Origin of the sequence: Bradyrhizobium jicamae (assembly GCF_018130695.1) — a bacterium.
Lineage (GTDB): Bacteria > Pseudomonadota > Alphaproteobacteria > Rhizobiales > Xanthobacteraceae > Bradyrhizobium > Bradyrhizobium jicamae_B.
Genome location: NZ_JAFCJX010000009.1, coordinates 124,659 through 151,460 on the forward strand (window position 1 = coordinate 124,659; position 26,802 = coordinate 151,460).

A 26,802-nucleotide genomic window follows, 5' to 3' on the forward strand; every position below is an offset into this window, starting at 1 on the left:
GGCGTCATCTGCTGGGCCGTAACGCAGCTTTAGTACGCTACTCAGTTTTTCGCGGCATCTTTCGTCCTGCGCTTCTTGCGCGAGCTGTGATCCGGCAAAGCATCCTGCCAAGCCTGCACCATGTCTTCGTACCAGACGCGCTTGTTCGGGCTGATGAAGTTGCCTCTGGGAAACTCGCCCCGGTCGATCATCCGCATCAGCGTATTGCGACCAACCGGCACGATCTCCAGCACCTGCTCCAGCGTCAGCATGCGCCGCGCGCCTGTGGGTTTCACTTCGTCCATGGCCTGCACCTTCGTGCTCCCTTCCTAGCTTCCCAAGCCAACGGCCCCAGGCGTGGGCATTCATTGAAACAACCCGACTATCCCGTGCAGCATTTCGGCTGCGCGCTTCGCTTCATTTGGCTCGGCCTTTGCGGTGCTTTCGACGGCTGTCATCAGCACCGCCAGCGCCACCATCACCTGTATCGACGGGGGCTCGCCGCGCAGCTCGTCCATGAGTTCCTCGTGCAGATCGCTGACGATCCGCGCCTCGGTTGTGCTTAGGTGCACCATCATCGTCTCCTCGCAAAGGGTATAGGCGTTGCGTCTTGTGCTCGATGCAGTCGATCAGATCGACATAGGCTACATCTTCGCGGTGCCGGGCGATGTCGAGGTCCATGTCGAGGGTATGCCCAGCGCCGCGAAACCAGAGATGCAGTATCAGCTCGCCCGGTTGCGCCGTCTTGTGCGCGGCGCTTGCGTACAGCTTCAGCTCGTGAGTGATGGGTCCGCTCATGGCAGATCGAGTCCTTCATCGTGGATCGCGCGCAGCATTTCGCCGATGCCTTCGCGGCCGATAATCACTTCGCAGATCGGCTCGCCGCCTTCACGAAGCGCGATCAGATGCAAGCCACACTTGGGATCGCCGCAGAACCCCATCTCGAAGGCATAGGCGGCTTCGCAGCTAGGCCTGCGTCTGATCGGCGGTCGCTCGGTCATGACGGCACCAGCTCCATCGCCTTGGAATGCATCTGCGCCAGTTCGACCAGCGCATCCGGGCCGTCGCGCTCGGCCTGCTCGCGCAGCAGCGGATAGCCGCTGTCGATGCTGGCCAGCACGTCGGCGCGCGTAGCCGGGCGGCCTTCGCAGAACCATTCCACCCGCTTGGGATCTCCGACGTTGAAGAGCACGCCCTTGCCAGCCTTGAACGGAAAATACTTCAGCGTGGTCCAAAGCAGGGTCACGCCTGGGTTCCGCTTCAGCATCAGGCCTGCGGGCTGCGTGCTTTCCAGCGGCATATCAACTTCGTTGCGCCGCATCTTCGGCTGCGTCAGGAACGGACAGGCCGACACCGCATACAGAGCACACTCGCGATGGCTGGGCGGCTCCGCGCTGATCCGATTGACGGCGCACATGCTGCCGATGACGAAGACCTGATATTTGCCAAGCGGCTGGCCGCACAGCCAGCAGCGCTTGTGCCTGACGCAGATCGCCATCTTCTCGCCGTCGAAGGCGCGGAACTCGGGCCGTCCATCGAGCCACGCGACAAAGTACGGCACCGGAAAACCCCGGTCGTCTATCGGCAGATTGTGCATGCGCTCGGGCATCTCAAGATGCCGGATGCGCTGGTTCAATTCGCGCATCAGCTTTCCCCGCCATTGGCTTGCTGCCGATCCAGCGCCTGCAACAGCGCCACGATCTGCTCGAAGGCCTGCTTGCCGATGCCGTCCAGCTTGCGCAGCTTCTGCGGCCCAAGCGCCTTCAGCTCATCAACGGTATGGATTCCGGCGTTGTCGAGAATGGTTAGGACCCGCGAAGGCAGTTCAAGATCGCTGCGCTGCCCGAGCGCGTCAGGCTTCCACCAGGCTCCGGTCGCTGCTGCCGTCTCGGCGAGCGCCGACAATCTCTGCTCGGTCTGTTCGGTCGCCATGCTCGTTCTCCAGTGTTCGAACGCGCCCCAGGCTTGCAATTCCGGTTCAGTAGTCCTCTCGCTTCATCAGGTCGCGATAGCTTGCGATGTTGGCCCGCGCTTCCAGCCACGCCAGCCGGAATGCCGATCTGATCCCGCGCCAAAGCTCCTCGGCGAAGCCCCACGCCATGCAGAACGGCAACGCCACCGTGATCACTGTGCGGATCATTCCCCGCTTAATGGTCATGCTTCGGCTCCCGCAGCTGCGCTCAGCAGGCCCAACTGATCGGCCCGCTCCGAGACGGTGCGACCGTCATGGGTCAGCATGAATGGCAAGAAGACATCGTTGAAGGACAGCATCCCGCACTCGACCGCCATGATCTGGCCCTTCACCCAATCGCGAAGGATGGAGTTGATCGCCACTTGCCCCTGCGCCAGCGCTTTCTCGCGGTGCTGCTGCTCGCTGCCCTTGTGGCGATAATTGTACGGGTGATCCTTCAGATACAGCGCGGCCCAGCCCTTGGCGCTGGCACGCAGCTGCATCTTGCGGCCGCGATGCTCGAAGACCAGCAGCACCTCGTGCTTGTCGTAGTCGTCTAGGAAGCCGATGGACGAGCACCCGAACCGCCGCAGCAGCTTGGTGATCTCGTCCCGCGCCGCAACGCCTGAAGTCGCGTTCTCGTAAGGCGTGCTCATGGCGACATCCCCAATTCGCTAACCAGCGCGGGCGGCATCTGGCTGTCCAGATCGGGATTGTGCCGCAACAAGGCTTCATAGAACGAGGCGATGCGCGCGGCGTCCTCGATGATGTCGCCATCACCGCGCCGCGCCCAGGCCCGCCAATATTCGACGCCTTCGCGCCACGTCATCCTTCGCCTCCGTACAGCCGCCGGCGATCCGCGATCCGCAGTTGCTGCTCCTGCTCCAGCTTTTTCTCGATCTCGTGGAAGTCCAGCGCCCGCATCGACTCTTCGACCGGCGCGAGGCTTTCGAGGAACATCTTTGCATCGGGCGACAGCAGGCCCATGCCGACCACCTGCGTGCGCAGGTCAAGCGCCTGCTTCTCAATCTTGGTGATCGCGGCCTTGGTCATGGCGTCGATGGATGTCTTGGCCACGCGGCGAAGTTCAGCGCGGCGGGATGCCAGCATATTCTCGCCACGGCCCTGCCAGCTGGCGCTGATCGACGGCGCGAAGGTCGGCGGAATGCCCAGCTCCTTGCAACGCTTGGCGATGGTCTCCTGACTTTCCTGCACGACGCGCTGGGCCTCGCGGGTCGCCTTCTGCCAGACCTCGTCCTGATCGAACGCGTAGACCGTCGCCATCTGCTTCTCGAAGTCGGCCATGCAGGCAGCGGCCTGCTCCTCGGCGTGCGCACGCAGCACCTTGGTGCGATCCTTGATGATCATAGAAAGATCGTGGGTCTCGTTCCGGCTCAGCCTGCGGGGCTCGTCCTTCGCCATGGCATTGCCCCGTCACCGCCGATAGTGCCGCTCCCCGGTGAAGTGCCGGGGCGTCTCGCCAGCGCCTGGAACGAGCGTGACATCGCCATGGTCAAGATGGGGCTCGTCAGGACCGGGCGGCCAGTGGTTCGAATCCTTCGCCATGGCCATCATGGCCATGATCATCGCACCAGAGCTGCCGCCGCCGATCAGGCCGATGCACAGCCCGATCCAGAAGTGGGACGAGTAGAGCATTCCTGCGTCTCCTGCATTCCCCAGCCCGCCGTCATTTGTGCGCCAGCAGCTTCCTTGCTCTGGCGACCTTGGCCTTGCCGACAACCCCCGAAGCCAAGTCTTCCAAGGCCGCGCGGACATCAAGCAGATGCCGCGCATCCCCGATCTCGATCAGCGCCACCAGTCGCGGGTTCTTTTCGCGCGCCAGCTGCTCAAGGCATTGCCAGACGCCGAGCTTCGCTTTGGTGGCGTTGCCGCTCCTCATGCCGCCTGATCCTTCAGGTTCAGGCCAAGCAGCCGATGGACCTCGTCGCGATGCAGCGTCCATCCCTTATCGCGCGGCAGCTTGGCGATCACTGCCCATTTGAACCGCTGATGCAGCAGCAGCGCCTTCTGATTGCTCCCAAGGGCGTCGGCTAGGATCGCAAGCGCCAGCTGCGCCGGTCCCGATCCGCCATAACCCCACTCGAAGCCGGTGGGCGAATGATTTGCCAGATCGAGCCGAAGCGGCAGCGGCATATCGTCGGCATCGACGTGCGCCTTGCCCTCCGCGTCGCGCCAGCCGCGATAGACCCGCGTCATGCTGCGCGCTCCTCCGCAAGCTTGTCGAGCTCGGCCGCCAGCCGCTCGTTGATGTCGTCGCCGCGCCTTGCTTCTGCCAGGGCCGCGCTGCCGAGCAGGTAAAGCGCGGTGATATCGGCCTTCACCTTGGTAGCGCGCTCCAGCACCATCTGCTCGACGCGCTTGGAGTTCTCGCGGGTGTGCTTCAGTTCATGCACCCAATCGGTGGCGACCTGATCGATGCCCCGGATCAGGAGGTCGTGCGCCTTCTGGTCGAACGGCAGGTCCGAGGCGGCCAGCGTCTCCTGAACTACCGTCACAGGCTCGCGCGCCGCTATGCGCGCCTGATCGCGCTCGCCCATCTCGCGCTCTTCAGCCTGATTGAAGTCGCTCCTGTCGATCCCGTTCATTTCCACCATGGCCTGTCTCCCGTCTGGCTTCCCTGTACGGTCCCTCGGCTCGCCGCCCTCGCAGAGCTGGGGCGCATTGTCCGGACGGCGAGCCTTCGGAACCACTGCAGCTGGAGTCACATCCACCCTTGCGATGATCCGCCGGCCGCTGCCCTTTCGGGCAGGGCCTTTGGATCGACCGCAACCCTGTGAGATACGATCACGCAGGCTGCAGCGATAGCGTCGCCGCCAAGCGCTCGCGCTCAGCGGCATTTTCGATGCGTGGCAACAGCTGGGACTTGATGATCTCCTTCGCCTCGTCCCAGAACTCGTGAAGCTCGTGATCCTTCATCGAATGGCGCGACATCGAGCTGACCGCGACCACCTGCTTGCCAAGGTGCTCGCCGAGCAGCTGGAAATTGCCGGTCGCGACCAGCAGTTCGGCGCGCAGCTTCTCGGGCGGCGTGTGCAGCGCCTTCGCCACCGCGTTGATCGTGCCCATGATGCGGCGAAACTCGACCATGTCGCGCTCGTGCAGCCCTTCCATATCGACCGGCTCGCGCCCGCTGGCGCTGCGATGAAATTCCCGCGCCTCGGAGTCGAACGGCTCGAAGCCGCGCGGCATCTTCAGCCACTTCATTTGGTCAGTTCCTCGTACTTGGCCTCGACGTTCTTCTCGAACAGCCGGAACAGCTGCGGCTTGGTTTCCTTCAGCTTCAGCAGCAGGTCTTGGTTCAACAGCCGCCACTCGTCCCACTCGGCGATGCTGCGGCAGTGGTTGATGTAGCGCTGCAGCGGCTCGATGAAGTCGGCCCACGTCTGGCCTTCGCGCATCTCCAGCTTGAAGGGCGCGACGTGATCGACGACTTCGCCGGTCTGCGGATCGGTCAGTTCATCCATCGACCGGGCCGCAGGCGCGGGCCGATAAGGCTGGCGCGGCACATTGCCGTCCGTGTCGGGATCGATGGCCAGATTCCACATCGCGATCAGGCAATAGCGCTTACCGTAAGTGAAGCCAGCGCCGACCTGATGCATGGGCGTCATCGCGTCGCCGCCACGCAGGCCCTTGTTCTCGCGCGGCACGTCGATCTGATAGCGGCGGATGAAGCCGTCCTCGTGGGTCAGGAAGCCGACCACGCGCACCATCCCGGGCTGGTCGCTGGGCTCCTGCGTGAAGGTCACGCCGAAGCCGTGCGCGGTATAGATCGGCTGGGCGGCGCGCAGCACCGCGTGATAGGTCGCATATTTCGAGCGCGTCTGCGGATTGGTGGCGTCGGCGAACACCGGCTCCATTTCCGCCTGGGCGCGCACGAACGCGGCATTGAAGCGCTTCTCGGCTTCGCGGGTCTGGATGCCGTCGATCAGCTCATAGAGCGGCGCGATGGTCGCCGCATCGACCTTGTTGGCGAGCGCGGTCTGGAGCATCGCCATTGCGTCGGAGAGAACAGGACCAGCTGTGGCAGGCAGGCGCTCGTTCATGCGGCGGCCCTCCGGGTGATGGCAAGGTTGCCCTTGCGGTTGCGCGTGATCTGGAACTCGCCAGCGAAGACCTTGCCGACATCGTCGGGGATGAGATCCCTCGCAGCCTTGCCCATGGCCTCGTGGCTCGCGGCTGCTGCCGATGTCGCGTCGTACTCGTTCAAGTACATGAACAGCTCGGCCGACCAGTTCGTGGGCTCGGCGACGACATCGAGCGTGCGCCACTTCTCGCGCGGCACGATGGGCGGCAGCAGCATCGGGTAAGGCGGCGTCAGCGTGCGCAGACAGTTCAGGAAGATGTCTTTGCGCCGCAGCAGTTCCGCGGTGTAGTCGGGATCGTGCTCGTGCTCGAAGTCGATGGGCTCGCTGGTGCCTTGAGCGACGACAAGGAACGCTCTGCTCGCCGATGTACACAGCCGCTGCAGCGTGGTCTGCGCATAGTAAGCGCGATTGATTTCTTCTCGCTGGCGGTGCGGCGCTAGAAATTTTGCCTCGATCACTGCGTCAAGCGCAGCGCAGAACCCATCGAGCTTGCAACAAACGTCCTTCAACTCGGGATGGAACACAACTTCGCCGCGCCGCGTGATCGGGTGGCCAATCTGGCCAGCGTACCAATCGAGGATCAGCGACTCCATGTGCGAGCCCGCCTGCATCGCCCAGCTCGGCGGATCGGGTTCGACCAGGCCAGCGCGCAGCTGATAGTGCGCGTTCCAGTCGGCTTCTGTTCCCTGCATCACTATATTTGCAGAGGAACCAGTGAATCGGCCGATCTGGTAGCTGAAGTCGGACGCGGCGGGCATACGGGATTCCTCCCAGCGACGATGCTGAGACGTGCAGTGTTGTTGGTCTTCTAAAAGTGCTTAGAGCGCCGCGCTGCGGGCTTTCGCCCTTTGCAATTGGCGGTTGCTTTGATCTCACTCGACCGAGTGTCCCGTATCCACGCTCGGCCGAGCAGCGCAGGGTCGCGAATATCGAACAGAAATTTTCATCTCGTCAAGCGGGAAGTTATCGCGCGTTAATTTTTCTGAGACCGCGCCTGCGGGCCTGAAAATTTTTTTGAGGTGTTGATGGCTTGATCTGGGTCAATGTGGGCCTCGCTGGTTTTATTTGGGTGAAAATATCTGCTCGCCTTTGTCCAAATCGCTCCAGCGCGCTCGTTTGATCAAATAATTTTTCAGGCGCATCGTTGACGCCATGAAACGGCGTCTGCGAACTCTCACCACCTTCAACGAAGTTGTCGAAGCGCTGGGCGGCCCCGTCGCTCTCGGCAAGCTGACAGGTCAGACCTGCGCTGCCGTTTGCAACTGGCGTCGATATCGAGGGCTGTTTCCGCCGAAGTATTGGCCTTGCATGAGCGAGGCGCTTGCCGAGGTCGGATGCTCCGCGCCGCTTTCCCTCTGGGGCTTCTACGGCATCAACGAAGAGCACGACAACAACCAGCAAGCCGCCTGAATGACGGACGCGCGGAGGGAGCCGCCATGCGTCAACTATCGCTTTTCAAAGGCAGAAAACAGCGCGGAATAGCACCGCCACCGCCCCTCGAATTCGCGACGCATGCGACCCTTGCCGACATCTGCAAGCGCTGGCTCGATCCGCGCTGGAAGTTCACCCACCTGCCGCTCGGCGAGCACCGCGAGCACAGGATCAATCCCAAGACCGGCAAGCGCTACTCGCCATCAGGTCAGCGGCTGCAGCGCATGGGCGTGATGCCAGGCTGGCCCGATTTCATTTTCGTCGGGCCGCAGCAGCAGGTGTTCTGGTTGGAGCTGAAGCGATTCCGCACCGGCCGCTTGTCGGAAGATCAGAGCGATGTGCTCGCGCATCTGGTCGCCTGCGGCTTCGCGGTGCTGGTCACCACCTCGCTCGATGAAGCGGTCGCCACCTTGAAGCAGCTGGGCATCCTGCGCTCGGCCGTGGAGCTTCAGTGATGGCGGCGCAATGTCACATTGGCCTTGAGGGCGATGGCCAAAATGGCCATGGCCAAAATGGCCACTCATTTCTCCAGCGCCTCCAACTCTCGCGCGCAGCGCTGCACCGCGATGAGCACGCGGCGGAAGTAGCGCGCGTTGATGCGGCTGCGGATGTAGGCCGGGCTGCCGATGTAGCCGCTGCCGCTCTTCTCCAGCACGCCAGCGGCGATCAGGGATGGCATCAGCCGGCGCACGTTGGTGCGCGGCATCCCCGTAATGCGCGCGATCTGGCTGAACGAGGCTGGCGGGCGTTTGCGCTCGTCGTTCACCCTGCAGGCCATGATGATGAGGATCTCGGGCAACAGCTGGCCGACGTTCTTCTGATGCGGATAGGTCCGCGACATGATCCGGCTCAGCGTCAGGAACATGCGCGAGATTGCCGCCGCCTTGCTGTGACGGCGCGCGTAGGCCTTGTCCTGCATGGGTGTCCCCTCCAGCAGTGCGACGAACGCCAATCGCAGCCGGAGGTAGCAGTTCCTTTCTTTGACCTAGCTCAATGGTCTAACTTTCTCTCGCGTGCGCGTTCCTTAACAAAGGATAGAGTTCCGCCGCTGCATTCGAATGAATGGTCGGCCCACGCTCGCCGCGCTCCGGAGCGACGGCCATGACCCGAGCGCCCGGCAAGCAACCGTCTGATCCGAGAGCAGCCGAAGCTTACGGCGCGCTGATCGAGGGCGTACACATCGCCAGCTACACGTTCGAGCGTGCGTGCAGCAAGTTGGAATGGCTGCTGGAGCATGACCGCTGGCGCAGCGTCGGCGGCGGCTTTCCCGATGTCTACGCCTTCATGGCGTCGATCAAGCTGGATAACCTGAAGTCCTCCGCTGAGCAGCGCAAGCGCATCGCGCTTCGCATTAAGGAGTTGGCGCCGAAGGTCTCCAACCGGCAGATCGCGAAGACGCTAGGTGTGAGTCGCCAAACGATCAATCGTGAGGCTGGCACAAATGTGCCACGCGCCGGGAAAACGCTCAATCAGATCAACAGTCCAAAAGCTTCAGCTGGCACAAATGTGCCACCTGCGCCGTCCGGTGCTGCAGCCGCAAAGATCGTCGAGCGCCGCTCCAACGGAATGACACGAACGCATGCGAAGCGGGCCGAGCGCGAACAGGAGTTGGGAAAAAAGATCGCGGCGTTGCCTGATGCCAAATTTGGAGTGATCCTCGCCGACCCGGAATGGCACGACGAGGTCTACTCCGAAGAAACCGGCATGGACCGGCACGCCTCGCGGCACTACACGACCAGCGACGTTGAGACCATCAAGGCGCGGCCCGTGGCCAGCATTGCCGCCGATGACTGCGTTCTGTTTTTGTGGTCAACCAACCAGCATCTAGATGTTGCCATCGACGTTCTGCGCGCTTGGGGCTTCGAGTACGCCTCGCACTACATCTGGCGCAAGCCGACCATCGGCCTTGGCTATTGGAATCGCAGCGTGCACGAATTGCTTCTGATCGGGACGCGAGGCAACGTGCCGTGCCCCGCGCTTGGGACCCAGGAGCAATCTGTCATCGACGCAGATCGCGGCGTGCACAGCGCCAAGCCCGAAGCATTCCTCGAAATGATCGAGCGATATTTCCCGACGCTGCCAAAGATCGAATTGAATCGACGCGGCCCCGCGCGACCTGGATGGAGCGCGTGGGGAAACGAAGCGAGCGAAGGAGTCGCCGCATTTTTCGATGATCCGACGCGATCTGCAGCTGCTTGAGGCGGACCATGACGAGACGCACCCTGCCGCAGCGCCGTAAGTCCGAAACCTTCGAGATGGCCTATGGCGGGCTGGCGAAAAGCCACACCATCACGCTGGGCTTCTATGAGGACGGCACGCTGGGTGAAGTCTTCATCAACGGCGGCAAGACCGGCGAAGTGGTCGAGGCCATCGCCCGGGATTCCGCCGTGCTGCTTTCGCTGGCGCTGCAGTACGGGGCCGAGCTTTCCAACATCAAGAGCGCGATCACGCGCGACGAACAGGGATCTCCGCAATCCGTCGTCGGCGCGGTTATCGACCGCCTATGCGAGGGCCAGCCATGAGCGTCACTGCTGCCCAGAAGCTGCAATGCATCGAGCGCGAGCTGAGCTACCGCCGCCGCGTCTACGCGCGGCTGGTGGCGCGTGGGAAAATGAGCGAGCTGGAGCGCATCGAGGAGATGCGCCTGATGGAAGCGATCCGGGACGATTACCGCGAGCTGGTCGAGGCTGAAGCAGTGCCGCTCTTCATCGAGACTAAGCGGACGGTGAAGCAGGCCTGATGGTGGCCTGGTACAACGAGAACGACGCCTATGCCGCAGGATGGCTGCGCGAACTTATCAGGCATCGGCTCGTCGCAGACGGCGAAGTCGATACCCGATCAATTGCAGATGTTCGACCTGCCGACCTTACCGGATTCGAGCAGTGCCACTTCTTTGCAGGAATCGGCGGATGGTCCCTCGCTTTGCGAGCAGCGGGATGGCCTGACACTCGACCTGTTTGGACAGGAAGCTGCCCCTGTCAGCCGTTCTCGCTCCTCGGCAAGCAGGCTGGATACGCAGACCCGCGGCACCTTTGGCCGACTTGGGCTCGGCTCATCGGCGAGCGACGACCTGCAACAATCTTTGGAGAGCAACTTGCGACCGCTCCTCGCTGGCTCCGACTTGTGCGAGGTGATCTGGAAGCGCTGGGTTACGCCGTGGGGGCGCTGCCGGTCGAGGCCGCATGCGCGTGTGCGGACCATCGACGAGATCGATATTGGTTTGTGGCCGACCGCGACTGCTATCGCGGACAATCCGCAGGTTCGCGGCTTCGGAGCAGCGGCGAAGCATCGCAAGCGCGGCACGACGCTGGCGGGCGCGGCGCTGTGGTCAACGGCATCGAGCCGGGATTGGAAGGACACGCCCGGGATGTCGATCACGCGCGAGCGCGGGCGCAAGCGGCTGGATCAGCTGCCCCGGCAGGCCTTCAATTCGGAAGTGGTGCTGTGGCCGACAGCGCGGGCCTCGGAAGCGGGACCGGACTTCGCGAAGGCTTCGCGATCATCGACGGGGATGGCGCTGCCAGCGGTCGCCGCAAGTTCGATCTCGCCATCTGCAGAATCGACGGACGAGTCCGTCGCATTGAACCCGGCCTTCGTCTCGTGGCTGATGGGATTCCCGCCCGAGTGGATAAGCTGCGCGCCCTCGGAAACGCCATCGATCACCGACCTGCCGCCGCCTTCATCCGCGCAGCGATGCGAAGCATTGGAGTGGCAGCATGAACGCTGAAGCACTCGCCCAGGCGCTGGGAGCTGTTCGATCCGGCAGGCAGTGGAAGTGCCGCTGCGTCGCCCACGAGGACCATTCGCCGAGCATGATCATCTTCGACGGACGCGACAGCGTGCAGGTCCGCTGCATGTCCGGCTGCGAGCCTGCCGACATCATCGCGGTGCTGCGCTCGCGCGGATTGTGGGATGCGATGGGCGAGAATGGGCGTCCTTGGACGCCGAAGGGCAAAAAAAGCGTTTCACATGAAACACTTGAGGACAAGCGCACGCAGCAGCTGCGCGTGCTGGCGCGCTGCATTTTCGATGATGCGCAGCCGATCAAGGGCACCATCGCACAGGCCTATTTCGAGAGCCGCGATCTCTGGTCGGTCGCGATGGAGATTGACGATATTCGCTTCCATCCGCGCTGCCCGCGCGAGAAGAGCGACCATCCCGCCATCGTCGTCGCGATGCGCTCGGTGCACAGCCGCGCCATCACCGCGATCCAGCGCATCTTCCTCGACAGGCACGGACGCAAGACCGGAAAAGGCATGATGCTCGGCAGCGCTGGCGGCGCGGCGATGCAGCTGCAGCCGAAGATAGGCACCATGCTGCACATCGCCGAAGGGCTGGAGACCGCGCTGGCCGTCATTGCGCAGGATCATTGCCCGGCATGGGCGCTCGGCTCAGCATCCCTGATCCAAACCTTCCCCGTGCTCGAAGACATCAACGAGCTGGTGATCTGGGCCGATCATGATCCGCTGCAGCTGATCGGCGGCAAGATGGTGCGGCCCGGCGAGCGCGCCGCCGTGATCTGCGCGCAGCGCTGGATCGCGGCGCACAAGCAGGCCGATATTTTCAAAGCAAGGGGTGAAGGCAAGGATCAGGCCGACGTGTGGAGCGAGCGCTGTGGCCGACTTTGAGGATGAGGACAACGTGCGCGTGCCGATTCCCGATGAGCCCGTCATCGTGCCGTTCGATGACGCGCGGCGTCGGCGCGACCGCGCGGCCGAAGGCGAGCCGCAGCGCGCCACCGTCGTCATCACCGCCGCGCCCTATGTCTGGATCGACCCCGCCACGATCCCGGTGCGCGACTGGCTGTACGGAAGGCTGCTGGTGCGTCGCTTCCTGACCGTGACAATTGCGCCCGGTGGCGTCGGCAAGTCCTCCATGATCGCCGCTGAAGCCTTGGCGATGGTCTCTGGCCGCAACCTGCTGGGCATCGAGCCCGTGCGCCGCCTGAAGGTCTGGCTGTGGAATTTGGAAGACCCGCAGGAAGAGACCACGCGCAAGATCCAGGCAGCAGCGAAGCATTTCGATCTGCAGCCGCAGGACATCGAAGGGCAGCTGTTCGTCAATTCCGGGCGCGATCATGCGCTGGTGATCGCCAAGGAGTATCGCAATGGCAGCGTCGTCGTGATGCGGCCGGTCATCGACAACCTCGTGCAGCAGATCAGCGAGAACGGCATCGACATCGTGATCATCGATCCCTTCGTCAGCTGCCACGAAGTTTCCGAGAACGACAATTCCGCCATCGACATGATCGCCAAGGAATGGAGCCGCGTCGCCGAGCTGGCGAACTGCGCTGTCCATCTGGTGCATCACACGCGCAAGTCGCCAGCGGGCACCGAGATCACCACCGACAGCAGCCGGGGCGCGAAGGCATTGACCGATGCGGCCCGCGTCGCCCGCGCCTTGAACCAGATGACCGAGGAGGAAGGCGTCACCGCTGGAGTCGAGAACCATCGGGTGTATTTCCGCGCCATCAACGACAAGACCAATCTCGCGCCGCCCGCATCGGTCTCGGTCTGGTTCAAGATCGCCAGCGTCTGGCTCGACAATGCGCCCGGTGGCGGCGACAGCGTCGGCGTAGTGACGCCATGGGCATGGCCCGATCCGATGTCGGCCGTGACGACCTTCGACTTCGAGAAGGTCGCCATCGCGATCCGCAAGGCAGACTGGCGCAAGGACGTGCGCTCGACCAGCTGGGTGGGCAAGGCAGTGGCCAGCGCGCTCGGCCTGGACATCGACAAGAAGAGCGACAAGGCGAAGGTCACGACGCTGGTCAAGGGGTGGCTGGACAACGGGAGTTTGATCGTGGTCGATGGGTTCGATGAGCAGCGCAGGGCCCGCCAATTCGTGCAGGTGTGCGATGCGGAATGAGGCTGCTCCAGTCGCGGTTTTCAACTGGAGCAAAACCGGAGCTCAACTGGAGCGCTGTACAGTCCCTGCTCACGCTCCACTTCCCTACGGGAAGAGGAAGTGGAGCGGAGCAGATTACAGGACTGTCTGGAGACTGGAGCGGAGCGGAGCGATTGATGATAGAACTTGGAGGGAAAAATGGACGCGCTGGCGTTTGCCGATGAGCTGCTGGACGAGACGCCGAGCCGGTGGTCAGGCCCGCATGTCGGCCGGCGGCTGGCCGAGGCGATGCGGACCTTGGCGATGCTGCCAATGGGCACCGGAACCGGGCGCGCAATCTGGCCGCCCTACGTGTACGAATGGGACGACCTCTTGGCGCAGCAGGCGCAGGGCGAGCTGGAGCGGACGCAGGCGATGCAGAACCGCATCAGGCTGCTGCCATCGAGCCGCGAGGTGCAGCGGATGGAGATCGCGATCTGCTGGCCTGCCGAGCACCTTGGCGCGAAGGATCATCTGCTCCGCGCCGTCAACGCCGTGGCGCTGGCGCATGCGCTGGAGCGCGATGCCGGATGGGTCGCAGCCAAGCGCGGCGGATATGCCGACACATGGCGCGAGCGGCACGATCAGGGATGCGACATCATCGCCATCGGCTTGCGCAGCCGCAGGGTCCCGGTGTTCTGATGATCAAGCTGCCGCGAGCTGCCGAGCGCGAATATCTGGCGATCTATGGCATCGTCGCGGTCTACGTCGCATCGCTGCCGCAAGGCGCATCGCTGGTCGGCTTTTCCCGCGATCTGCTGCACAGCCTGCTGACGCTGCGGCGCAGGTGGCCGGGCTTGCACATCGCATCAGCGTTCTGGGTGAAGAACCGAGGCGAAGCCCGCCTGATCGCCACCGAGGTCAATCGCAGCTTGATGCATGTCGCCGAGCAGAAGCTGCTGATGGCCGATGCGAAGGCCGCGCAGCGGCATGTCGAGAACGTCGCCGCGCATATGGGTATCCAGCTGACCGAGCACGCCACCGTGCTGATGCGCGCCCGATCCGCGGTCGCCTTCATCGACGCCAAGATCGCCCAGGCGCAGGCCAACGGCGAACTCGCGTGGTTCAACTCGGCCTATCGCGCGTGGCGGCTGGAGGCGCAGCGCCAAGGGCGCGGAATGTCCTATGCCGAGGCCCGCGCCCGGCTGCGGCAAAATATTTTTCGTCAAATTCTGACCAACGATAGCCAGATTGATCCAGCGAGCATCTTCCCGCCGCTGCAGGGAATTGATTCTTCCGTTTCAGGGTGATCTCTTCACGCGCGCTGGCGCGGCTCGGAATCCGTGCTCGCACCTCCCGACCACCGACGCAACGGGCTTCAAACCGGCTTCCATCGAGGCCGGTTTTTCGTGCCCGATGGGGAGATTGCCCATGTGCTTCACCCTTGCTTGGCTTGAGCAGCTGATCGTTTGGCTGATCGTCATCGGCGCTGTCGTCGCCATCATCAAGCTGCTGATCCCGTTCCTCGATAGCCTCACAGGCATGCCGATCATCGGCCGCGCGCTCATGATCGTGCTGTGGGCCATCATCGCCATCGCTGTCGTCGTGGTGATCTTCGGCCTGCTATCCTGCCTGCTCGGAGGTACAGGCACGCTCGGCTTTCCTCACGTCCGATAGCCAAGTCGAGGCCTTGCCGCCTTATCCGCCAGCGCCGCCATCGATCTGCAAGGGATGCTGATCATGCTGCTCCTGGCCGTGATCCTGATCGGCCTTCACTCCATCGACGGAAGGCAGATCGACATCAACCCGAAGCAGATCACCACACTGCGCGAAGCTCGCGGCGATGAAGCGAGCGGCAAGTACCTGACCAAGGGCGTGCGCTGCATGGTGAGCCTTGCCGATGCGAAGTACGTCACCGTGATCGAAACATGCAGCGTGGTGCGCGAGAAGATCGAAGCCGCGCGGTGAACAGGGAGAAGACCGATGTCGCTACAGATCATCGACGGCCCGACCATCCCGGCAGGCGAGTCGCTGTCCGAAGGAGTCGACTGCAGCGCTGGGCAGATCGTCCGCATCACCGTCCCGCAGGAGTTCACGCAGGCCAACATGACCTTCGAGGTCTCGTCCGATGGCGCGCTCTACAACGCGATGTTCGATCCGCGCGGCAACGAGATCACCATCACGGCCAAGCCGGACAGCGGCATCGCCCTTGCCGGGGAGCCATGGGTTCGAACGGTGGGGTGGCTAAAGCTTCGCAGCGGCAGCCGGGATCATCCCGTCAGCCAGCGCGAGGCTTGCAAGTTCGCCATTGCGCTGGAGATCCCTGACGCCCGGTAAGGCCCTGATCTCATGACGCTTTTGGGGTGGAAGTTCGTTCTATTGGCAGTGAACGGGGCGCAAAAGGCTTGCAGATCGGGCCGTTCCGGCCCGGTCAGCACCTTCGGCAGGTCCGAATTTGACCATGCCTCTGCATGGTGACGCCTGCCGTGCCGCCTAACTGCTTGATCTCATGGTGGAATAATATGCCACGGGGCCGGGGGGCTCCTTGCGAACTATTGGCGGGACCCGCTGCAGCGCTGGCGGCGCTTCAAAATTAGCGCCTGCAAAATGGAAAAACCGAGAAAGACGAAAGTTCTAAAACGCAGAAAGCGTTGGGATTACAGCATCTTGTGCTCGAAAGCCCCGTTTCGGCCGGAACAGTTGGCCGAGGCCTGTCCCGGCTAACTTTCGGGCCGGATTGGCCCTTTTTTCCGCAACTAGATACCGCGTGGGAGTTTCGTCTACACGCCGAAAACCCAGCAATTTCAGGCTCTTGCGCCAAGGAACCGGATGCATCAGATCGCGGAAAGAGCCGTTTTTCCCGAGGAAAACGGTCAATTCGGACGCGCCGAAACGCCCAGGCTATGGCCCGCCGACCAGATCGAGCGGCGGCCGATCAGCGCCCTGACCCCGAGCGCGCGGAATGCCCGCCAGCATAGCGAGGCGCAGATCAGCCAGATCATGGCGTCGATCCGAGAGTGGGGCTGGACCATGCCGGTCCTGATCGATGAAGTCGGGTCGATCATAGCTGGCCACGGGAGAGTCCTGGCTGCGGAGCATTTGGGCATCGATCAGGTGCCGGTCATGGTCGCTCGCGGCTGGACCGAAGCGCAGAAGCGCGCCTATCTGATCGCCGACAACAAGCTGACCGAGAACGGCGGCTGGGATGACAAGCTGCTGCGGATCGAGCTGGGCGATCTGGCCGACATGGGGCTGGTAGCGCTGACCGGCTTCAACGAAGTCGAGCTGCGCGAGCTGGGCGTGGGCGTATCGGCCTTGGGCGAAATGCCGCCGCTGGCCGATGGCGAGAAGTCGCGCTTTCAGCAGATGACCTTCATCCTGCTGACCGAGCAGGCCGAGACGATCAATTCTGCGCTGCAGCTGGCGGCGCGACGGCATCCGACCACCGATGCCGACGAGAACAAGAACCAGAACGGCAACGCGCTGGCGGAAATCTGCCGCGCGTACCTGGCCGCATGATCGCCCCTGCGCTGCTGCTGCTCTGCATCGCCGCGCTGATCGACCGCGCGTATACGCTGGCCGTCCTGCTCTTCCTGATGGCGGCCTTCAAGGCAGTGACATCATGACCAGCGCGAAGGATATCGTGGTGCAGCCCGTCGCCAAGCGCGACGCCGACGCGCTGATCCGCCGCGTGCACTACAGCGGCAAGGTCGTCACCAATTCGCAGCTGTCGCTCGGCGTCTTCCTGAACGGCAGGATGGAAGGCGCGATGCAGTTCGGCCCATCGCTGGACAAATCGCACATGCTGAACCTCGTCCGCGATACCCGATGGAACGGCTTTCTGGAATTGAACCGGATGGCCTTCACCGACACGCTGCCGCGCAACTCGGAAAGCCGCGCGCTGGGCGTCGCGATGCGGATGATCAGGAAGCATTATCCGCACATCGAATGGATCGTCAGCTTCGCGGATGCCTGCCAATGCGGCGACGGCACGATCTATCGGGCCTCGGGCTTCATCCTGACGCTGATCAAGCAGAACAAGGACGTGATGCGCTTCGCCGATGGCAGCGTCGGCCACAAGATGTCGCAAGTCACGGGCGGCAACCGGCTGCAGCACTTCGCCGCGACGGGCGGCAAATGGAGCGGCATCGGCACGCCGCTGGAAGGTTACACGCTGCGCTACGTCTATTTTTTGAATCCGGCAGCGCGGCAGCGGTTGAACGCCGAGGAGCTGCCGTTCAGCGCAATCGAAGCCCGGGGCGCAAACATGTATCGCGGCGTGCGTGGGAAGCAGGCGATGGCTGGCACCAACCAGCACAGCGACGGAGCAGCACCGATCCCCACGCTCCAGCGACAGGAACCAAGAGGACCGCATGAAACCCGGCAAGCGACCACTGCCGACGCATCTGAAGCTGCTGCGCGGAAACCCCGGCCAGCGCAGGCTTCCTGATGAACCGCAGCCCGAGCAGCTGCCTGATGTCCCCGATCCGCCGCCCTTCATCACGGGCTATGCTGCCGACGAATGGTGGATCACCGGCACCGAGCTGCATCGGCTGGGCCTCTTGACCCGCGTCGATGTCCCCGCGCTGGCGGCCTATTGCTACAGCTTCGGCCAGTGGCGCATGGCGGCCGAGGCGCTGGCGAAGATGCAGGCGAACGATCCGATCATGAACGCCATGATCATCAAGTCGAAGTTCGGCGACGCCGCGATGAACCCGCTGGTCAGCATCGTGCGCAAGCACGCGGGCGACATGGTGCGCTTCGCGGCAGAGTTCGGCCTGACGCCGGCGGCCCGCAGCAGGATCACGGCGGGCATCCACGGCGACAACTCGCAGAGCAAGTTTGCCGGACTCATCGCAGGCTAGACGCACTTCCGAAGGCAGGCGTCGGGCTTCAGCCGTTATCCGGTTTATCGAGAAACTGACCGTGCCCAGCGGTCACGGCATGGGCAAGCCGTTCAAGCTGGAGCCGTTTCAGAAGCTCTTCATCCGCGCGATCTATGAGCCCTATCTCGGCCAGCGTCGCGCGGTGCGCCGCGCGATCCTTTCGATGGCGCGCAAAAACGGCAAGACCGCGCTGATCGCCGCCATCGTGCTGGCGCATCTGGTCGGACCCGAGGCCATCATCCACGGCGAGATTTATTCGGCGGCGAATGATCGCGATCAGGCCGCCATCGTCTACAAATTCGCTCGCCAGATGGTCGAGCTCGACGCCGAGCTGCTGGAGCTGATCGAGCTGGTGCCATCGACCAAGACGATGGTCGCCCGCCGCACGGGCTCGGTCTATCGCGCGATCAGCGCCGAAGCTGGCACCAAGCACGGCTACCTGCCCAGCCTGGTGATCTATGACGAGCTGGCGCAGGCGAAGAACCGCGACCTGTACGACGTGCTCGATACATCCTTCGGCGCCCGGGAGGAGCCGCTTTTCATCGTGATCTCGACGCAGTCGAACGATCCCGAGCACATCATGTCGAAACTGATCGATGATGGAATCTCCGGCATCGACCCCGCAATCGTCTGCCACCTGTATGCGGCCGATGAAGATTGCGAGCTGGCCGACGAGAAGCAATGGAAGAAAGCCAACCCGGCGCTCGGCAAATTCCGCGATTACGAGGACCTTGCCACCGCGATCCGCAAGGCGATCCGAATGCCCGCCGAGGAGCCGAAGGTCCGCAACCTGTTTCTGAACCAGCGGGTCTCGCCCATCGCTTCGCTGATCAGCCGCGCCGAATGGATGGCTTGCGCTGGCGACGCGGCGCTGCAGGACGGCGAGGAAGTCTATCTGGCGCTCGATCTGTCCTCGACCGTCGATCTGACCGCGCTGCTGATCGGCTCGGCCGCCGATCCCTGCCGCATCCAGCCGTTCTTCTGGAAGCCGCGCGAAAGCCTGACCGAGCATTCAGCCCGCGACTTCGGTTCGGGATCGCATCGATATCGCGAATATGCCGACGCAGGCTTTCTGAAGGTCAGTCCAGGCAAATCGATCAACCCGGAAGTGATCGCGCTCTTCATCGCCGAAATGACGCAGCGCTATCGCGTCAAGGGCATGGCGTATGACCGCTGGCGCATCAACGATCTGCTGCGCGAGTTCGACCGCATCGGCCTGCAGGCCTTCGAGGACGGCGAGAAAGGCGGCGATGGCTTGCGGCTGGTGCCGTGGGGCCAAGGCTTCAAGGACATGGGGCCTTCCATCGACGCGCTGGAGCTGGCCGTGATCGAGCGCCAGCTGATCCATCCCAACAATCCGCTGATGAACTGGAACATGGCAAACGCTGTGGCGACGATGGACCCGGCTGGCAACAGGAAGCTGGACAAGGACAAGGCGCGATTCCGCATCGACGGCGCGGTCGCGCTGGCCATGCTGCTGGGCCTGCGCTCGCGGGATCGGGCGCCAAGCAAACCAATCGATATCGAGGCGCTGATCGGATGAGGCTGATGGGCACGGAAGTTCCTTGGTGGTTCTTCGCCTTCTGCGCGCTCGTGGTCGTCATTGGCCTGATTGCGGTGAGCTAGGCATTGGCAATCCGTACTGCTCTGCGCGCTTTTGCGCCAACTGCCGATAGGCGGCGGCTTGCTTCAGCAGTTGCGACCGGAAAACCTCGTCCTGCTCTGTCGCGGCAAGCGTTTCGAGCGCGACGGCGCGCTCCAAGTATTCGACCAGCATTTTCATGGTCGGCTACGTCGTCTTTCGCTTGAGCATTTCTTTTTCGACTTCGTCCGCAAGAGCATTCAGGTGCAGGCATAGCCGATTGAACATCTCACGCTTCGCCTTATCGGTCGCAAGATCGCGGATGAGCGCGCATTCGGCGGCCTCTGCTCGCAGCTTTTCGATGTGCGCCTCATAGTCTTGCATCGGCAATGTCTCCCGCGCTCCAGTGAGTTCCATAGCAGGAACACGGAGTCAACCTGTCAAAACGATCACCTGCACTTCATCAGCGGCCTAGCCGCCGCGGAGCAAGCTATGCGTGAGGATTGGGCGCACTTCTACGGCACTGCCTTCTGGCAGCGCCGCCGGAGGCAGCAGCTGCTGGCGCATCCGCTCTGCAGGTTCTGCGCTGATGATGGGCTGGTGATGCCCGCGACCCACGTCGATCATGTCGAGCCCCATCGGGGCGACTGGAATTTGTTCTGCCTCGGCGAGCTGCAGAGCCTTTGCGCCCATTGCCACAACTCGCGAAAGCAGCAGATGGAGGCGCGCGGCTTCGACGTGATGGTCGATGACGACGGCTGGCCGACCGATCCGAAGCATCCGGCGAACAGGCATCGCGGGAGATGAGGCATTGCCGATTCTGCAATGGCGCTGCGCGCATGGTGAAGCTCCCGCTGTCACGCTTGCTTGCGCTCGCACGGTCGCGCTCGCGCCAGAAGACGACAGCGTCGACTCCAACCTCGTCCACATCACCGGCAGCGGCGCAATCGCATCGTTCGGCGAAGGCCCGCCGACCATAAAGCGGGTTTTGTTCGAAGCCGGGATCACGCTGGAGCATAGCGCGAGGCTGCAGCTGCTCTGCTGCATGAACCGCATCATCACCGTGCCTGCCATTGGCCTCTATGCCTGCGACGGCAACGGCCATTGGAACGAAGTGCATTTCACTGAGACCGGAGCGCGCGAGATATCGCGCCGCCTGGATCGCATCGAAGCGCGGCTCGAAGAGATCGAGCGGCATCTCGAACCCTGAACGTCACCGGATCGCAAAGCCGACCAGCCCTGCACCCTGCGGGAGGAGTTGCCATGGATCAGCGAAAGATGGTCACGCGCTCGGACATCGAGCCGGAAGACGATGAGACCTATTCCGACTTCATGGACCGTTGCACCGACGAGATCGGCGATGCGGATGTCTGTCAGATCATCTGGGACAATCGTGCGGCTGATGGCCTGCGCCACAAGGTCAATGCAGCGAAAAAGAACGGGCTTGAGTTCGTGCTGTCGGACGAGACGCCTGATCGCATGGACGACATCATCCTGTCGGACGGCTGGCAGCTGAGCAACTTCAAGAAGAACCCAATTGCGCTGTTCGGGCATCAGTCCAGCTTCCCAATCGGCAAATGGAGCAACCTGCGCGTCGTCGATAAGCAGCTGCGCGGCGTGCTGGAGCTGGCCCCGGAAGGCACATCCGACCGCATCGATGAGATCAGGCGGCTGGTCGATGCCGACATTCTGCGCGCCGTCTCGGTCGGCTTCAGGCCGCTGGAGACGAAGCCGCGCAAGGAGACCGACTGGGGCGTCTTCTACACGAAGGCCGAGCTGGTCGAGACCAGCCTTGTCTCGGTGCCCGCGAATCCCAATGCGCTCGCGGTCGCCAAGGCGCTGAACATTTCACCCGAGACCATCGAACTCGTCTTTGCCGGGAAAGGCAGAAAGGACGGGATCGCGCGGCGCGGGATCACTGGCGGGCAAGCCTCAAAGCAACAGCAGACCAGAAAGGGCACGACGATGTCGTTTGCTCAGAGGATCACCGCTGCCGAGCAGCGCGTCACGGCGCTGCGCGACCAGCTGAAGGCCCACTATGAAACCATCGACGACACCAACGTCACCGATGCGCAGCTTGAAACTGCCAACGACCTGAACGCCAAGATCGCGCAGGAGGAAAAGGGCCTCGCTGCCCTGCGCGATGCCGAGAAGCATCTGGGCCTGACTTCGGACGATGGCAGCACCGCGATTGTCGTGCGCGGCCATCCGGTGCAGCCACCGGCCCGGCAGCAGGCCGACTTCCGGCCGTTCACCAAGCGCAAGGTCGAGCCCATCGATCTCTTAGTGAAGATGGGCGTCGTGCAGGTGCTCGCGCATAGCCGCAAGCAGCCCGTCGAGGCCATGATGCGCGAAGTCTATCCCGATGATGAGCAGATCATTCGGGGCGTCTTCGACTGGATGGCCAAGGCGGCCACCAACCCCGCAATGACCACCGTCACGGGCTGGGCCGCCGAGCTGGTGCAGCAGATCGTCAGCGGGTTCATGGAAACCCTGATGCCGAAGTCGGTCTATCCCCGGCTTTCGAACGCTGGCCTTTCGCTGTCCTTCGGCACCAACGGCAAGATCATCATTCCGACGCGCTCCACCACGCCGACCATCGCGGGATCGTTCGTCGGTGAAGGGCTGCCGATCCCCGTCCGTCAGGGCCTGTTCACTTCGCAGGTGCTGACGCCCAAGAAGATGGCGGTCATCACCACTTGGACCCGCGAGATCAACGAGCACAGCGTTCCCGCTATCGAGGGCCTGCTGCGCAACGCGATCCAGGAGGATACCGCGGTCTCGCTGGACTCCGTCCTGATCGATAGCAACGCGGCGACCGTGGTCCGGCCCGCTGGCATCCTCCACGGCGTCACCCCGCTGACGCCCACCGCAGGCGGCGGCTTCAATGCCATCGTCGGTGACATCAAGCAGCTGTCAGGCGCGCTGCTCACTGCCACCGCTGGCAATGTGCGCAATCCGGTCTGGCTGATGAACCCGCAGCAGGTGAACAGCGCGGGCTTGATCACCGCGCCCGGTGCCGGCGTCTTCCCGTTCCGGGAGGAGATCAGCAACGGCCGGCTGTCGGGCTGGCCGATCATCGACTCGGGCACGATCCCGCTGGGCACCGTGATCACGCTCGATGCAGCCGACTTCGTCTCGGTCGGCGGCGATGCGCCGCGCTTCGAGCTGTCCGATCAGGCGACCCTCCACATGGAGGACACCGCGCCTGCGGACATCGTCGCGGGTCCCGGCCCGGGCACGCCCGCGTTCCCCGTCAAGTCGATGTGGCAGACCGACAGCATCGCGCTGCGGCTGATCCTGCCGGTCAACTGGACGATCCGCCGTCCGGGCGTGGTCGCCGTCGTCAACGGCGTCACTTGGTAAGCGGCGCAACCAGCAAAGGAGAACTTCGATGACCGACCAAGATCAGGCCGCTGCGAAGCGCGCCGAGGAGCAAGCCGCCGCCACCAAGAAGCGGGACGAGGATACCCGCAAGCGTCTCGCTGAAGAGCGCGATGCGCGGCAGAAAGAGCGCGAGGAGCGCATGGCCGAGAACGCGAAGGTGAAGCCGACGCCGACGCAGGAGGAGAACGATCTCGCCAAAAGCGGCGTCCATATCGCGGAGCACGAACCGGACGGCTCGCCCGAGCAGTCAACGGAGCATCATCCGGCCAATCCGGACAAGCACCGCACGCGCGAGACCAAGCCAGCCCAAGGCTCGCAGTCCCGCGCTGACTACTCGACCCGCACGTCGAACCCTGCATCGACGCACAAAGCTGAATGACCGAGCCCGCCGCCAAGCCCCGCTACCGCGTTCAAGCTGGCCGCTCGTTCGCGGTGGCTGGCCCCGACACTTCGGTTGTCAAAGCCGAGGGCGAGGTCAGGCCGGGGCCTTGGTATCTGCCGATCACCGGAGGCTGGTTGCCCGCCGAGGTCGGCAGCAGCATGAACTGGTGGCAGCTGGGCTATGACCCGATCAGCTTCGGCACCACCTCGGCCATGGTCGAGGCCTGCGTCTCGGCCTATGCCCAGACCGTCGCGATGTGCCCCGGGGATCACTGGCGGGCCAACGATAAAGGCGGGAGAGATCGCGTCACGAACTCCGCGCTCTCCCGCATCCTCCGGTCGCCGAACGACTATCAATCGATCAGCGACTTTCTGCTGAACGGCACGCGCTCGCTCTATCTGCACGGCAACGCCTATGGGCTGGCGCTGCGAAATGACCGTTATGAGATCGACGAGCTGCATCTGATGGATTCGACGCAGTCCTATCCACGGCTCGCGACCACCGGGGACATCTTCTATCAGCTGAGCGGCAATGACGTGATCGACCGCCGCCTGGGCGGCGAGAACCTGATCGTCCCGCAGCGGGATGTCCTGCATATCCGGCTGCAGACTGTCCGCAGCCAATGGCCGCGCCCGCTGGTCGGCGAGTCGCCCATCGTCGCCGCCTATGGCGATGTCGGCATTGCAGCGGCGATCACCGCGCAGCAGATGAAGTTCTATATGAACGAGGCGCGGCCATCGGCCGTGCTTTCGACCGATCTGCAGCTTGACAAGGATCAGGTGCAGGCGCTGCGGGATCGCTGGAATGAGCAATCCAAGGGGCTGCATCAGGGCGGCACGCCGATCCTGACCGCTGGCCTGAAGGTCCAGCCTTGGGCGCAAGGCGGCAAGGATGCCGCCACGGCCGAAATCCTGAAGCTCTCGAACGAGCATATCGCGCTCGCCTTTCGCATTCCGCTGCAGGTGCTCGGGCTTGGCGGCAACAATCTGTCATCGACCGAGATGCTGATGCAGAGCTGGATCGCATCGGGCCTCGGCTTCGCGCTCAACCACATCGAGGAAGCCATCGGCCTGCTGTTCGGGCTGAAGGGCCAGCCTGACGAATATGTCGAGTTCGATACGGCAGCACTGCTGCGCTCTGCCCTGAAGGACCGGATCGAAGCACTGGCGCGCGGCGTTCAGGGCGGCATCTACGCGCCCAATGAGGCCCGTCATAGCGAGAGCCTCGACGCCGTTCCGTTTGGCGATGAGCCGCGCGTGCAGCAGCAGGTCGTTCCGCTGAGCGCAGTCAGCAAGATACCCGCCGCGCCAGCGCCGCCAGCTGCGCCGCCGGCCGATCCCGCAGCAGCTGCAAATGATGATGCGAAGCCACCGCCTCCAGAAAAGGGCGACCGCGATGCAATCCAACGGGAAGTCCGAAACCTCTTTGCCTGCGCCGACCGGATCGGACGCCGCCGAATTACTTCTTGAGGCCTGGCGCGAGGCATTGGGCGAAGCGCTCGACCGCGAGCGCGGGCAATGGCAGCGCGAGCGCGCCCTGATCGAGGCGCAGGCCGCGACCGTCATCCTCGGGCTGAAGGCCGAAGTCGCTGACCTGAAGTCATCGCTGCTGCAGTTCGCCAAGGAACAGGTTGATGTCCTGCAGGCGCAGATCAGCGCCCGCCTTGCAACGCTCAAGGATGGCGCAGACGGCAAGGATGGAGCACCCGGCGATCAGGGACCTGCAGGTCCAGCTGGCGAGCGAGGTTATCAGGGACCTGCTGGCGAGCGCGGCGAGCCGGGAGAGCGCGGCGAACAAGGCGAGCGCGGTGAGCAAGGCCCTGCCGGGGCTGCTGGCGGGCCGGGGCCGCGAGGCGAGCAAGGTCCGCAGGGCGAGCCGGGTCCAGCTGGCGAGCGCGGTGAACAAGGAATGCAGGGCGAGCGGGGCGAAACAGGAGAGCGAGGTCAAGATGGCCAGCAAGGCGAAAAAGGCGAAGCAGGTGAAAAAGGCGAGGAAGGCGAAGCGGGCCAGCCCGGCCAGCCGGGCGAGCAAGGCGCTCGCGGCGATCAAGGTGTCCCCGGTGAAAAAGGCGAGCAAGGGCTATCGGGACAGGATGGCGCGCCCGGCGAGAAAGGCGCACCGGGGCAGCTGAGCGCTGTCGAGGCATTTGTCGAGGGTGCTGTCCATTATGAGGGCGTGGTCGTCCGGCATATGGGCAGCACCTATCAAGCGCGATGCGATACTGCGCGCACGCCGCCGCATGACGACTGGGCGCTGATCGCCGCCAAGGGCCGCGACGCCGCGATGCCGAAGATCATCGGCACCTATCGCGAGGGAGAGAACTATTCGTTCCTCAACATCGTGGCGCTCGGCGGTTCCAGCTTCATCGCACGCACCGATGATCCGGGGCCGTGTCCAGGCGAAGGCTGGCAGCTGATCGCCAGCGCGGGCAAGCAAGGTAAGCCGGGACCGCAAGGCGAACGTGGCGAGGCAGGAGCGCGTGGCGAGCCCGGCCTGCCAGCGCCGACGATCCTCGGCTGGAAGATCGACCGCGAGCGCTACTGCGCCACGCCGATCATGTCCGACAACAGCGAGGTCGAACCGCTGCAGCTGCGCGCCCTGTTCGAGCAATTCCACTCCGAGGCGGACTGATGGCCGACATCTGGGTCAAAGTGATCACGCCAGCGGAAAGCTACGATCTGCTGACGCTCGATGAACTCAAGCTGATCCTGAACATCCCCGCGAGCGATACCAGCGAAGACGAGCAGCTGAAGCAATGGATCGAGCACTACAGCGATATCGTCGCCACCATGTGCAATCGAGTCTTTGCCAAGGAGACGGTCGAGGAGACATGGCGCGGCGATACCATGCCGTTCGATAGTCCCCGGCTTTTCCTGACGCATTATCCGGTCGCCGACGCCGACATCGAAGCCGTGGAATCGCCGCGCGGCAGCAGCATCGACCCGGCTGCTTATGAGATCGAGAACCGCTCAGGCAAGATGCGCATCGAGGGCGCATGGTCGGAGCCAGTCACCGTCACCTACAGGGGCGGCTACGATCTGCCCGACGAAGCGCCGCCAGCGCTGAAGCAGGCGACCGGCCTTTTGATCCAAGGCGCTCGCGCGCAGCGGACTGCGGCGGCGGTCAGCGGCATCAAGTCGATCACCCACCGCGAGTCGCGGGTGCAGTTCATGGACCCCAACGCGGCTTTGAACAAGACTGGAGGTGCGCTCGGTGAAGCCGCCGAGACCGTCAACGCGCTGCTCTACAAGTACATGCGCTTCTATGTTTGA

The 26,802-nt window shown here is 63.5% G+C and carries 43 protein-coding genes; 24 read left to right on the forward strand and 19 right to left on the reverse strand.

What is annotated here, in order from left to right; genetic code table 11:
* Positions 1 to 41: 41 nt before the first annotated feature.
* The 16 genes from JQ604_RS14810 to JQ604_RS14885 all read right to left on the reverse strand — a co-directional run bounded on the left by JQ604_RS14810 (position 42) and on the right by JQ604_RS14885 (position 6,794).
* A complete protein-coding gene (locus JQ604_RS14810; RefSeq protein WP_212358148.1) occupies positions 42 to 284 on the reverse strand; it encodes a helix-turn-helix transcriptional regulator in 243 nt (80 codons plus the stop codon).
* 60 nt (positions 285 to 344) lie between these two features.
* On the reverse strand, positions 345 to 554 hold the full coding sequence (locus JQ604_RS14815; protein WP_212358149.1) for a hypothetical protein: 210 nt from the start codon (positions 552 to 554) through the stop codon (positions 345 to 347).
* A 219-nt stretch (positions 555 to 773) separates the two neighbouring features.
* Complete coding sequence (locus JQ604_RS14820; protein ID WP_212358150.1) at positions 774 to 980, reverse strand: hypothetical protein; 207 nt, start codon at positions 978 to 980, stop codon at positions 774 to 776.
* On the reverse strand, positions 977 to 1,624 hold the full coding sequence (locus tag JQ604_RS14825; protein WP_249158271.1) for a hypothetical protein: 648 nt from the start codon (positions 1,622 to 1,624) through the stop codon (positions 977 to 979). The genes JQ604_RS14820 and JQ604_RS14825 overlap by 4 nt, the downstream gene beginning before the upstream one ends.
* The gene (locus JQ604_RS14830) at positions 1,624 to 1,911 is read right to left on the reverse strand and encodes a DNA-directed RNA polymerase subunit alpha C-terminal domain-containing protein (protein WP_212358151.1); all 288 of its coding nucleotides are present in this window, start codon (positions 1,909 to 1,911) and stop codon (positions 1,624 to 1,626) included. Before JQ604_RS14830 ends, JQ604_RS14825 begins: the two co-directional genes overlap by 1 nt.
* A gap of 46 nt (positions 1,912 to 1,957) precedes the next feature.
* Complete coding sequence (locus JQ604_RS14835; protein ID WP_212358152.1) at positions 1,958 to 2,137, reverse strand: hypothetical protein; 180 nt, start codon at positions 2,135 to 2,137, stop codon at positions 1,958 to 1,960.
* Positions 2,134 to 2,586 carry a hypothetical protein gene (locus JQ604_RS14840; RefSeq protein ID WP_212358153.1) on the reverse strand — a complete coding sequence of 151 codons (453 nt, stop codon included), beginning with the start codon at positions 2,584 to 2,586 and terminating at the stop codon, positions 2,134 to 2,136. Before JQ604_RS14840 ends, JQ604_RS14835 begins: the two co-directional genes overlap by 4 nt.
* A complete protein-coding gene (locus tag JQ604_RS14845; RefSeq protein ID WP_212358154.1) occupies positions 2,583 to 2,759 on the reverse strand; it encodes a hypothetical protein in 177 nt (58 codons plus the stop codon). The genes JQ604_RS14840 and JQ604_RS14845 overlap by 4 nt, the downstream gene beginning before the upstream one ends.
* Complete coding sequence (locus JQ604_RS14850; RefSeq protein WP_212358155.1) at positions 2,756 to 3,352, reverse strand: hypothetical protein; 597 nt, start codon at positions 3,350 to 3,352, stop codon at positions 2,756 to 2,758. Before JQ604_RS14850 ends, JQ604_RS14845 begins: the two co-directional genes overlap by 4 nt.
* Before the next feature lie 12 nt (positions 3,353 to 3,364).
* The gene (locus JQ604_RS14855) at positions 3,365 to 3,586 is read right to left on the reverse strand and encodes a hypothetical protein (protein WP_212358156.1); all 222 of its coding nucleotides are present in this window, start codon (positions 3,584 to 3,586) and stop codon (positions 3,365 to 3,367) included.
* A gap of 31 nt (positions 3,587 to 3,617) precedes the next feature.
* A complete protein-coding gene (locus JQ604_RS14860; RefSeq protein ID WP_212358157.1) occupies positions 3,618 to 3,830 on the reverse strand; it encodes a hypothetical protein in 213 nt (70 codons plus the stop codon).
* Positions 3,827 to 4,147, reverse strand: coding sequence for a DUF6166 domain-containing protein (locus tag JQ604_RS14865; protein WP_212358158.1), 321 nt, complete (start codon positions 4,145 to 4,147; stop codon positions 3,827 to 3,829). Before JQ604_RS14865 ends, JQ604_RS14860 begins: the two co-directional genes overlap by 4 nt.
* Positions 4,144 to 4,545, reverse strand: coding sequence for a hypothetical protein (locus JQ604_RS14870; protein WP_212358159.1), 402 nt, complete (start codon positions 4,543 to 4,545; stop codon positions 4,144 to 4,146). Before JQ604_RS14870 ends, JQ604_RS14865 begins: the two co-directional genes overlap by 4 nt.
* Before the next feature lie 190 nt (positions 4,546 to 4,735).
* The gene (locus JQ604_RS14875) at positions 4,736 to 5,155 is read right to left on the reverse strand and encodes a hypothetical protein (protein WP_128941027.1); all 420 of its coding nucleotides are present in this window, start codon (positions 5,153 to 5,155) and stop codon (positions 4,736 to 4,738) included.
* On the reverse strand, positions 5,152 to 5,994 hold the full coding sequence (locus JQ604_RS14880) for an ERF family protein (protein WP_212358160.1): 843 nt from the start codon (positions 5,992 to 5,994) through the stop codon (positions 5,152 to 5,154). The genes JQ604_RS14875 and JQ604_RS14880 overlap by 4 nt, the downstream gene beginning before the upstream one ends.
* A complete protein-coding gene (locus tag JQ604_RS14885; RefSeq protein ID WP_212358161.1) occupies positions 5,991 to 6,794 on the reverse strand; it encodes a YqaJ viral recombinase family protein in 804 nt (267 codons plus the stop codon). Before JQ604_RS14885 ends, JQ604_RS14880 begins: the two co-directional genes overlap by 4 nt.
* Positions 6,795 to 7,188: 394 nt before the next feature.
* On the opposite strand from JQ604_RS14885, the gene JQ604_RS14890 reads away from it, so the two are divergent.
* Positions 7,189 to 7,446, forward strand: a complete 258-nt coding sequence (locus JQ604_RS14890) for a hypothetical protein (RefSeq protein WP_212358162.1) — start codon at positions 7,189 to 7,191, stop codon at positions 7,444 to 7,446.
* A gap of 26 nt (positions 7,447 to 7,472) precedes the next feature.
* Positions 7,473 to 7,922 (forward strand): hypothetical protein, encoded by a 450-nt coding sequence (locus JQ604_RS14895; RefSeq protein ID WP_212358163.1) that lies wholly within the window; start codon positions 7,473 to 7,475, stop codon positions 7,920 to 7,922.
* A gap of 65 nt (positions 7,923 to 7,987) precedes the next feature.
* Here the strand turns inward: JQ604_RS14895 and JQ604_RS14900 are convergent, their stop codons facing one another.
* Positions 7,988 to 8,386, reverse strand: a complete 399-nt coding sequence (locus JQ604_RS14900; protein WP_212358164.1) for a helix-turn-helix domain-containing protein — start codon at positions 8,384 to 8,386, stop codon at positions 7,988 to 7,990.
* Positions 8,387 to 8,568: 182 nt separating this feature from the next.
* Here JQ604_RS14900 and JQ604_RS14905 point away from each other — a divergent pair, with 182 nt between their 5' ends.
* From JQ604_RS14905 to JQ604_RS14975, 15 genes are all read left to right on the forward strand, one after another.
* A complete protein-coding gene (locus JQ604_RS14905) occupies positions 8,569 to 9,666 on the forward strand; it encodes an MT-A70 family methyltransferase (RefSeq protein WP_212358165.1) in 1,098 nt (365 codons plus the stop codon).
* Positions 9,667 to 9,674: 8 nt separating this feature from the next.
* Positions 9,675 to 9,989 (forward strand): hypothetical protein, encoded by a 315-nt coding sequence (locus JQ604_RS14910; protein WP_212358166.1) that lies wholly within the window; start codon positions 9,675 to 9,677, stop codon positions 9,987 to 9,989.
* Positions 9,986 to 10,207 (forward strand): hypothetical protein, encoded by a 222-nt coding sequence (locus tag JQ604_RS14915; protein ID WP_212358356.1) that lies wholly within the window; start codon positions 9,986 to 9,988, stop codon positions 10,205 to 10,207. Before JQ604_RS14910 ends, JQ604_RS14915 begins: the two co-directional genes overlap by 4 nt.
* Positions 10,207 to 11,187, forward strand: coding sequence for a DNA cytosine methyltransferase (locus JQ604_RS14920; protein WP_212358167.1), 981 nt, complete (start codon positions 10,207 to 10,209; stop codon positions 11,185 to 11,187). The genes JQ604_RS14915 and JQ604_RS14920 overlap by 1 nt, the downstream gene beginning before the upstream one ends.
* A complete protein-coding gene (locus tag JQ604_RS14925; RefSeq protein ID WP_212358168.1) occupies positions 11,184 to 12,095 on the forward strand; it encodes a DUF7146 domain-containing protein in 912 nt (303 codons plus the stop codon). The genes JQ604_RS14920 and JQ604_RS14925 overlap by 4 nt, the downstream gene beginning before the upstream one ends.
* Positions 12,082 to 13,335 carry an AAA family ATPase gene (locus tag JQ604_RS14930; RefSeq protein WP_349631104.1) on the forward strand — a complete coding sequence of 418 codons (1,254 nt, stop codon included), beginning with the start codon at positions 12,082 to 12,084 and terminating at the stop codon, positions 13,333 to 13,335. The genes JQ604_RS14925 and JQ604_RS14930 overlap by 14 nt, the downstream gene beginning before the upstream one ends.
* A 177-nt stretch (positions 13,336 to 13,512) precedes the next feature.
* Entirely contained in the window at positions 13,513 to 13,995 is a 483-nt protein-coding gene (locus JQ604_RS14935; RefSeq protein ID WP_212358169.1) for a hypothetical protein, read from the forward strand.
* The gene (locus JQ604_RS14940; protein WP_212358170.1) at positions 13,995 to 14,603 is read left to right on the forward strand and encodes a hypothetical protein; all 609 of its coding nucleotides are present in this window, start codon (positions 13,995 to 13,997) and stop codon (positions 14,601 to 14,603) included. Before JQ604_RS14935 ends, JQ604_RS14940 begins: the two co-directional genes overlap by 1 nt.
* Before the next feature lie 121 nt (positions 14,604 to 14,724).
* On the forward strand, positions 14,725 to 14,970 hold the full coding sequence (locus JQ604_RS14945) for a hypothetical protein (RefSeq protein ID WP_128941043.1): 246 nt from the start codon (positions 14,725 to 14,727) through the stop codon (positions 14,968 to 14,970).
* Between the two features lie 63 nt (positions 14,971 to 15,033).
* A complete protein-coding gene (locus JQ604_RS14950; protein ID WP_212358171.1) occupies positions 15,034 to 15,261 on the forward strand; it encodes a hypothetical protein in 228 nt (75 codons plus the stop codon).
* Between the two features lie 15 nt (positions 15,262 to 15,276).
* A complete protein-coding gene (locus tag JQ604_RS14955) occupies positions 15,277 to 15,630 on the forward strand; it encodes a hypothetical protein (protein WP_212358172.1) in 354 nt (117 codons plus the stop codon).
* A gap of 492 nt (positions 15,631 to 16,122) precedes the next feature.
* Complete coding sequence (locus tag JQ604_RS14960) at positions 16,123 to 16,812, forward strand: ParB/Srx family N-terminal domain-containing protein (RefSeq protein ID WP_212358173.1); 690 nt, start codon at positions 16,123 to 16,125, stop codon at positions 16,810 to 16,812.
* A 103-nt stretch (positions 16,813 to 16,915) separates the two neighbouring features.
* Positions 16,916 to 17,743, forward strand: a complete 828-nt coding sequence (locus JQ604_RS14965) for a hypothetical protein (protein ID WP_212358174.1) — start codon at positions 16,916 to 16,918, stop codon at positions 17,741 to 17,743.
* Positions 17,667 to 18,158: a phage terminase small subunit P27 family gene (locus JQ604_RS14970; protein ID WP_128941048.1), complete on the forward strand. Its 492-nt coding sequence runs from the start codon at positions 17,667 to 17,669 to the stop codon at positions 18,156 to 18,158. Before JQ604_RS14965 ends, JQ604_RS14970 begins: the two co-directional genes overlap by 77 nt.
* 61 nt (positions 18,159 to 18,219) lie before the next feature.
* Complete coding sequence (locus JQ604_RS14975) at positions 18,220 to 19,722, forward strand: terminase large subunit (protein WP_349631105.1); 1,503 nt, start codon at positions 18,220 to 18,222, stop codon at positions 19,720 to 19,722.
* A gap of 57 nt (positions 19,723 to 19,779) precedes the next feature.
* Here JQ604_RS14975 and JQ604_RS14980 read toward each other — a convergent pair whose 3' ends face one another.
* Both JQ604_RS14980 and JQ604_RS14985 read right to left on the reverse strand, forming a co-directional pair.
* The gene (locus JQ604_RS14980) at positions 19,780 to 19,962 is read right to left on the reverse strand and encodes a hypothetical protein (protein ID WP_212358175.1); all 183 of its coding nucleotides are present in this window, start codon (positions 19,960 to 19,962) and stop codon (positions 19,780 to 19,782) included.
* Positions 19,963 to 19,968: 6 nt separating this feature from the next.
* The gene (locus tag JQ604_RS14985; RefSeq protein WP_212358176.1) at positions 19,969 to 20,145 is read right to left on the reverse strand and encodes a hypothetical protein; all 177 of its coding nucleotides are present in this window, start codon (positions 20,143 to 20,145) and stop codon (positions 19,969 to 19,971) included.
* A gap of 108 nt (positions 20,146 to 20,253) precedes the next feature.
* On the opposite strand from JQ604_RS14985, the gene JQ604_RS14990 reads away from it, so the two are divergent.
* From JQ604_RS14990 to JQ604_RS15020, 7 genes are read left to right on the forward strand one after another with little or no spacing between them, the layout of a single operon-like run.
* Positions 20,254 to 20,568 (forward strand): HNH endonuclease, encoded by a 315-nt coding sequence (locus JQ604_RS14990; RefSeq protein WP_212358177.1) that lies wholly within the window; start codon positions 20,254 to 20,256, stop codon positions 20,566 to 20,568.
* Positions 20,510 to 20,971, forward strand: coding sequence for a hypothetical protein (locus JQ604_RS14995; RefSeq protein WP_212358178.1), 462 nt, complete (start codon positions 20,510 to 20,512; stop codon positions 20,969 to 20,971). Before JQ604_RS14990 ends, JQ604_RS14995 begins: the two co-directional genes overlap by 59 nt.
* Positions 20,972 to 21,024: 53 nt before the next feature.
* Complete coding sequence (locus tag JQ604_RS15000; protein ID WP_212358179.1) at positions 21,025 to 23,127, forward strand: phage major capsid protein; 2,103 nt, start codon at positions 21,025 to 21,027, stop codon at positions 23,125 to 23,127.
* Between the two features lie 28 nt (positions 23,128 to 23,155).
* On the forward strand, positions 23,156 to 23,527 hold the full coding sequence (locus JQ604_RS15005) for a hypothetical protein (RefSeq protein WP_212358180.1): 372 nt from the start codon (positions 23,156 to 23,158) through the stop codon (positions 23,525 to 23,527).
* Positions 23,524 to 24,999 (forward strand): phage portal protein, encoded by a 1,476-nt coding sequence (locus JQ604_RS15010; RefSeq protein WP_212358181.1) that lies wholly within the window; start codon positions 23,524 to 23,526, stop codon positions 24,997 to 24,999. Before JQ604_RS15005 ends, JQ604_RS15010 begins: the two co-directional genes overlap by 4 nt.
* Positions 24,926 to 26,161 (forward strand): collagen-like protein, encoded by a 1,236-nt coding sequence (locus JQ604_RS15015; protein WP_212358182.1) that lies wholly within the window; start codon positions 24,926 to 24,928, stop codon positions 26,159 to 26,161. Before JQ604_RS15010 ends, JQ604_RS15015 begins: the two co-directional genes overlap by 74 nt.
* The gene (locus JQ604_RS15020) at positions 26,161 to 26,802 is read left to right on the forward strand and encodes a hypothetical protein (protein ID WP_212358183.1); all 642 of its coding nucleotides are present in this window, start codon (positions 26,161 to 26,163) and stop codon (positions 26,800 to 26,802) included. Before JQ604_RS15015 ends, JQ604_RS15020 begins: the two co-directional genes overlap by 1 nt.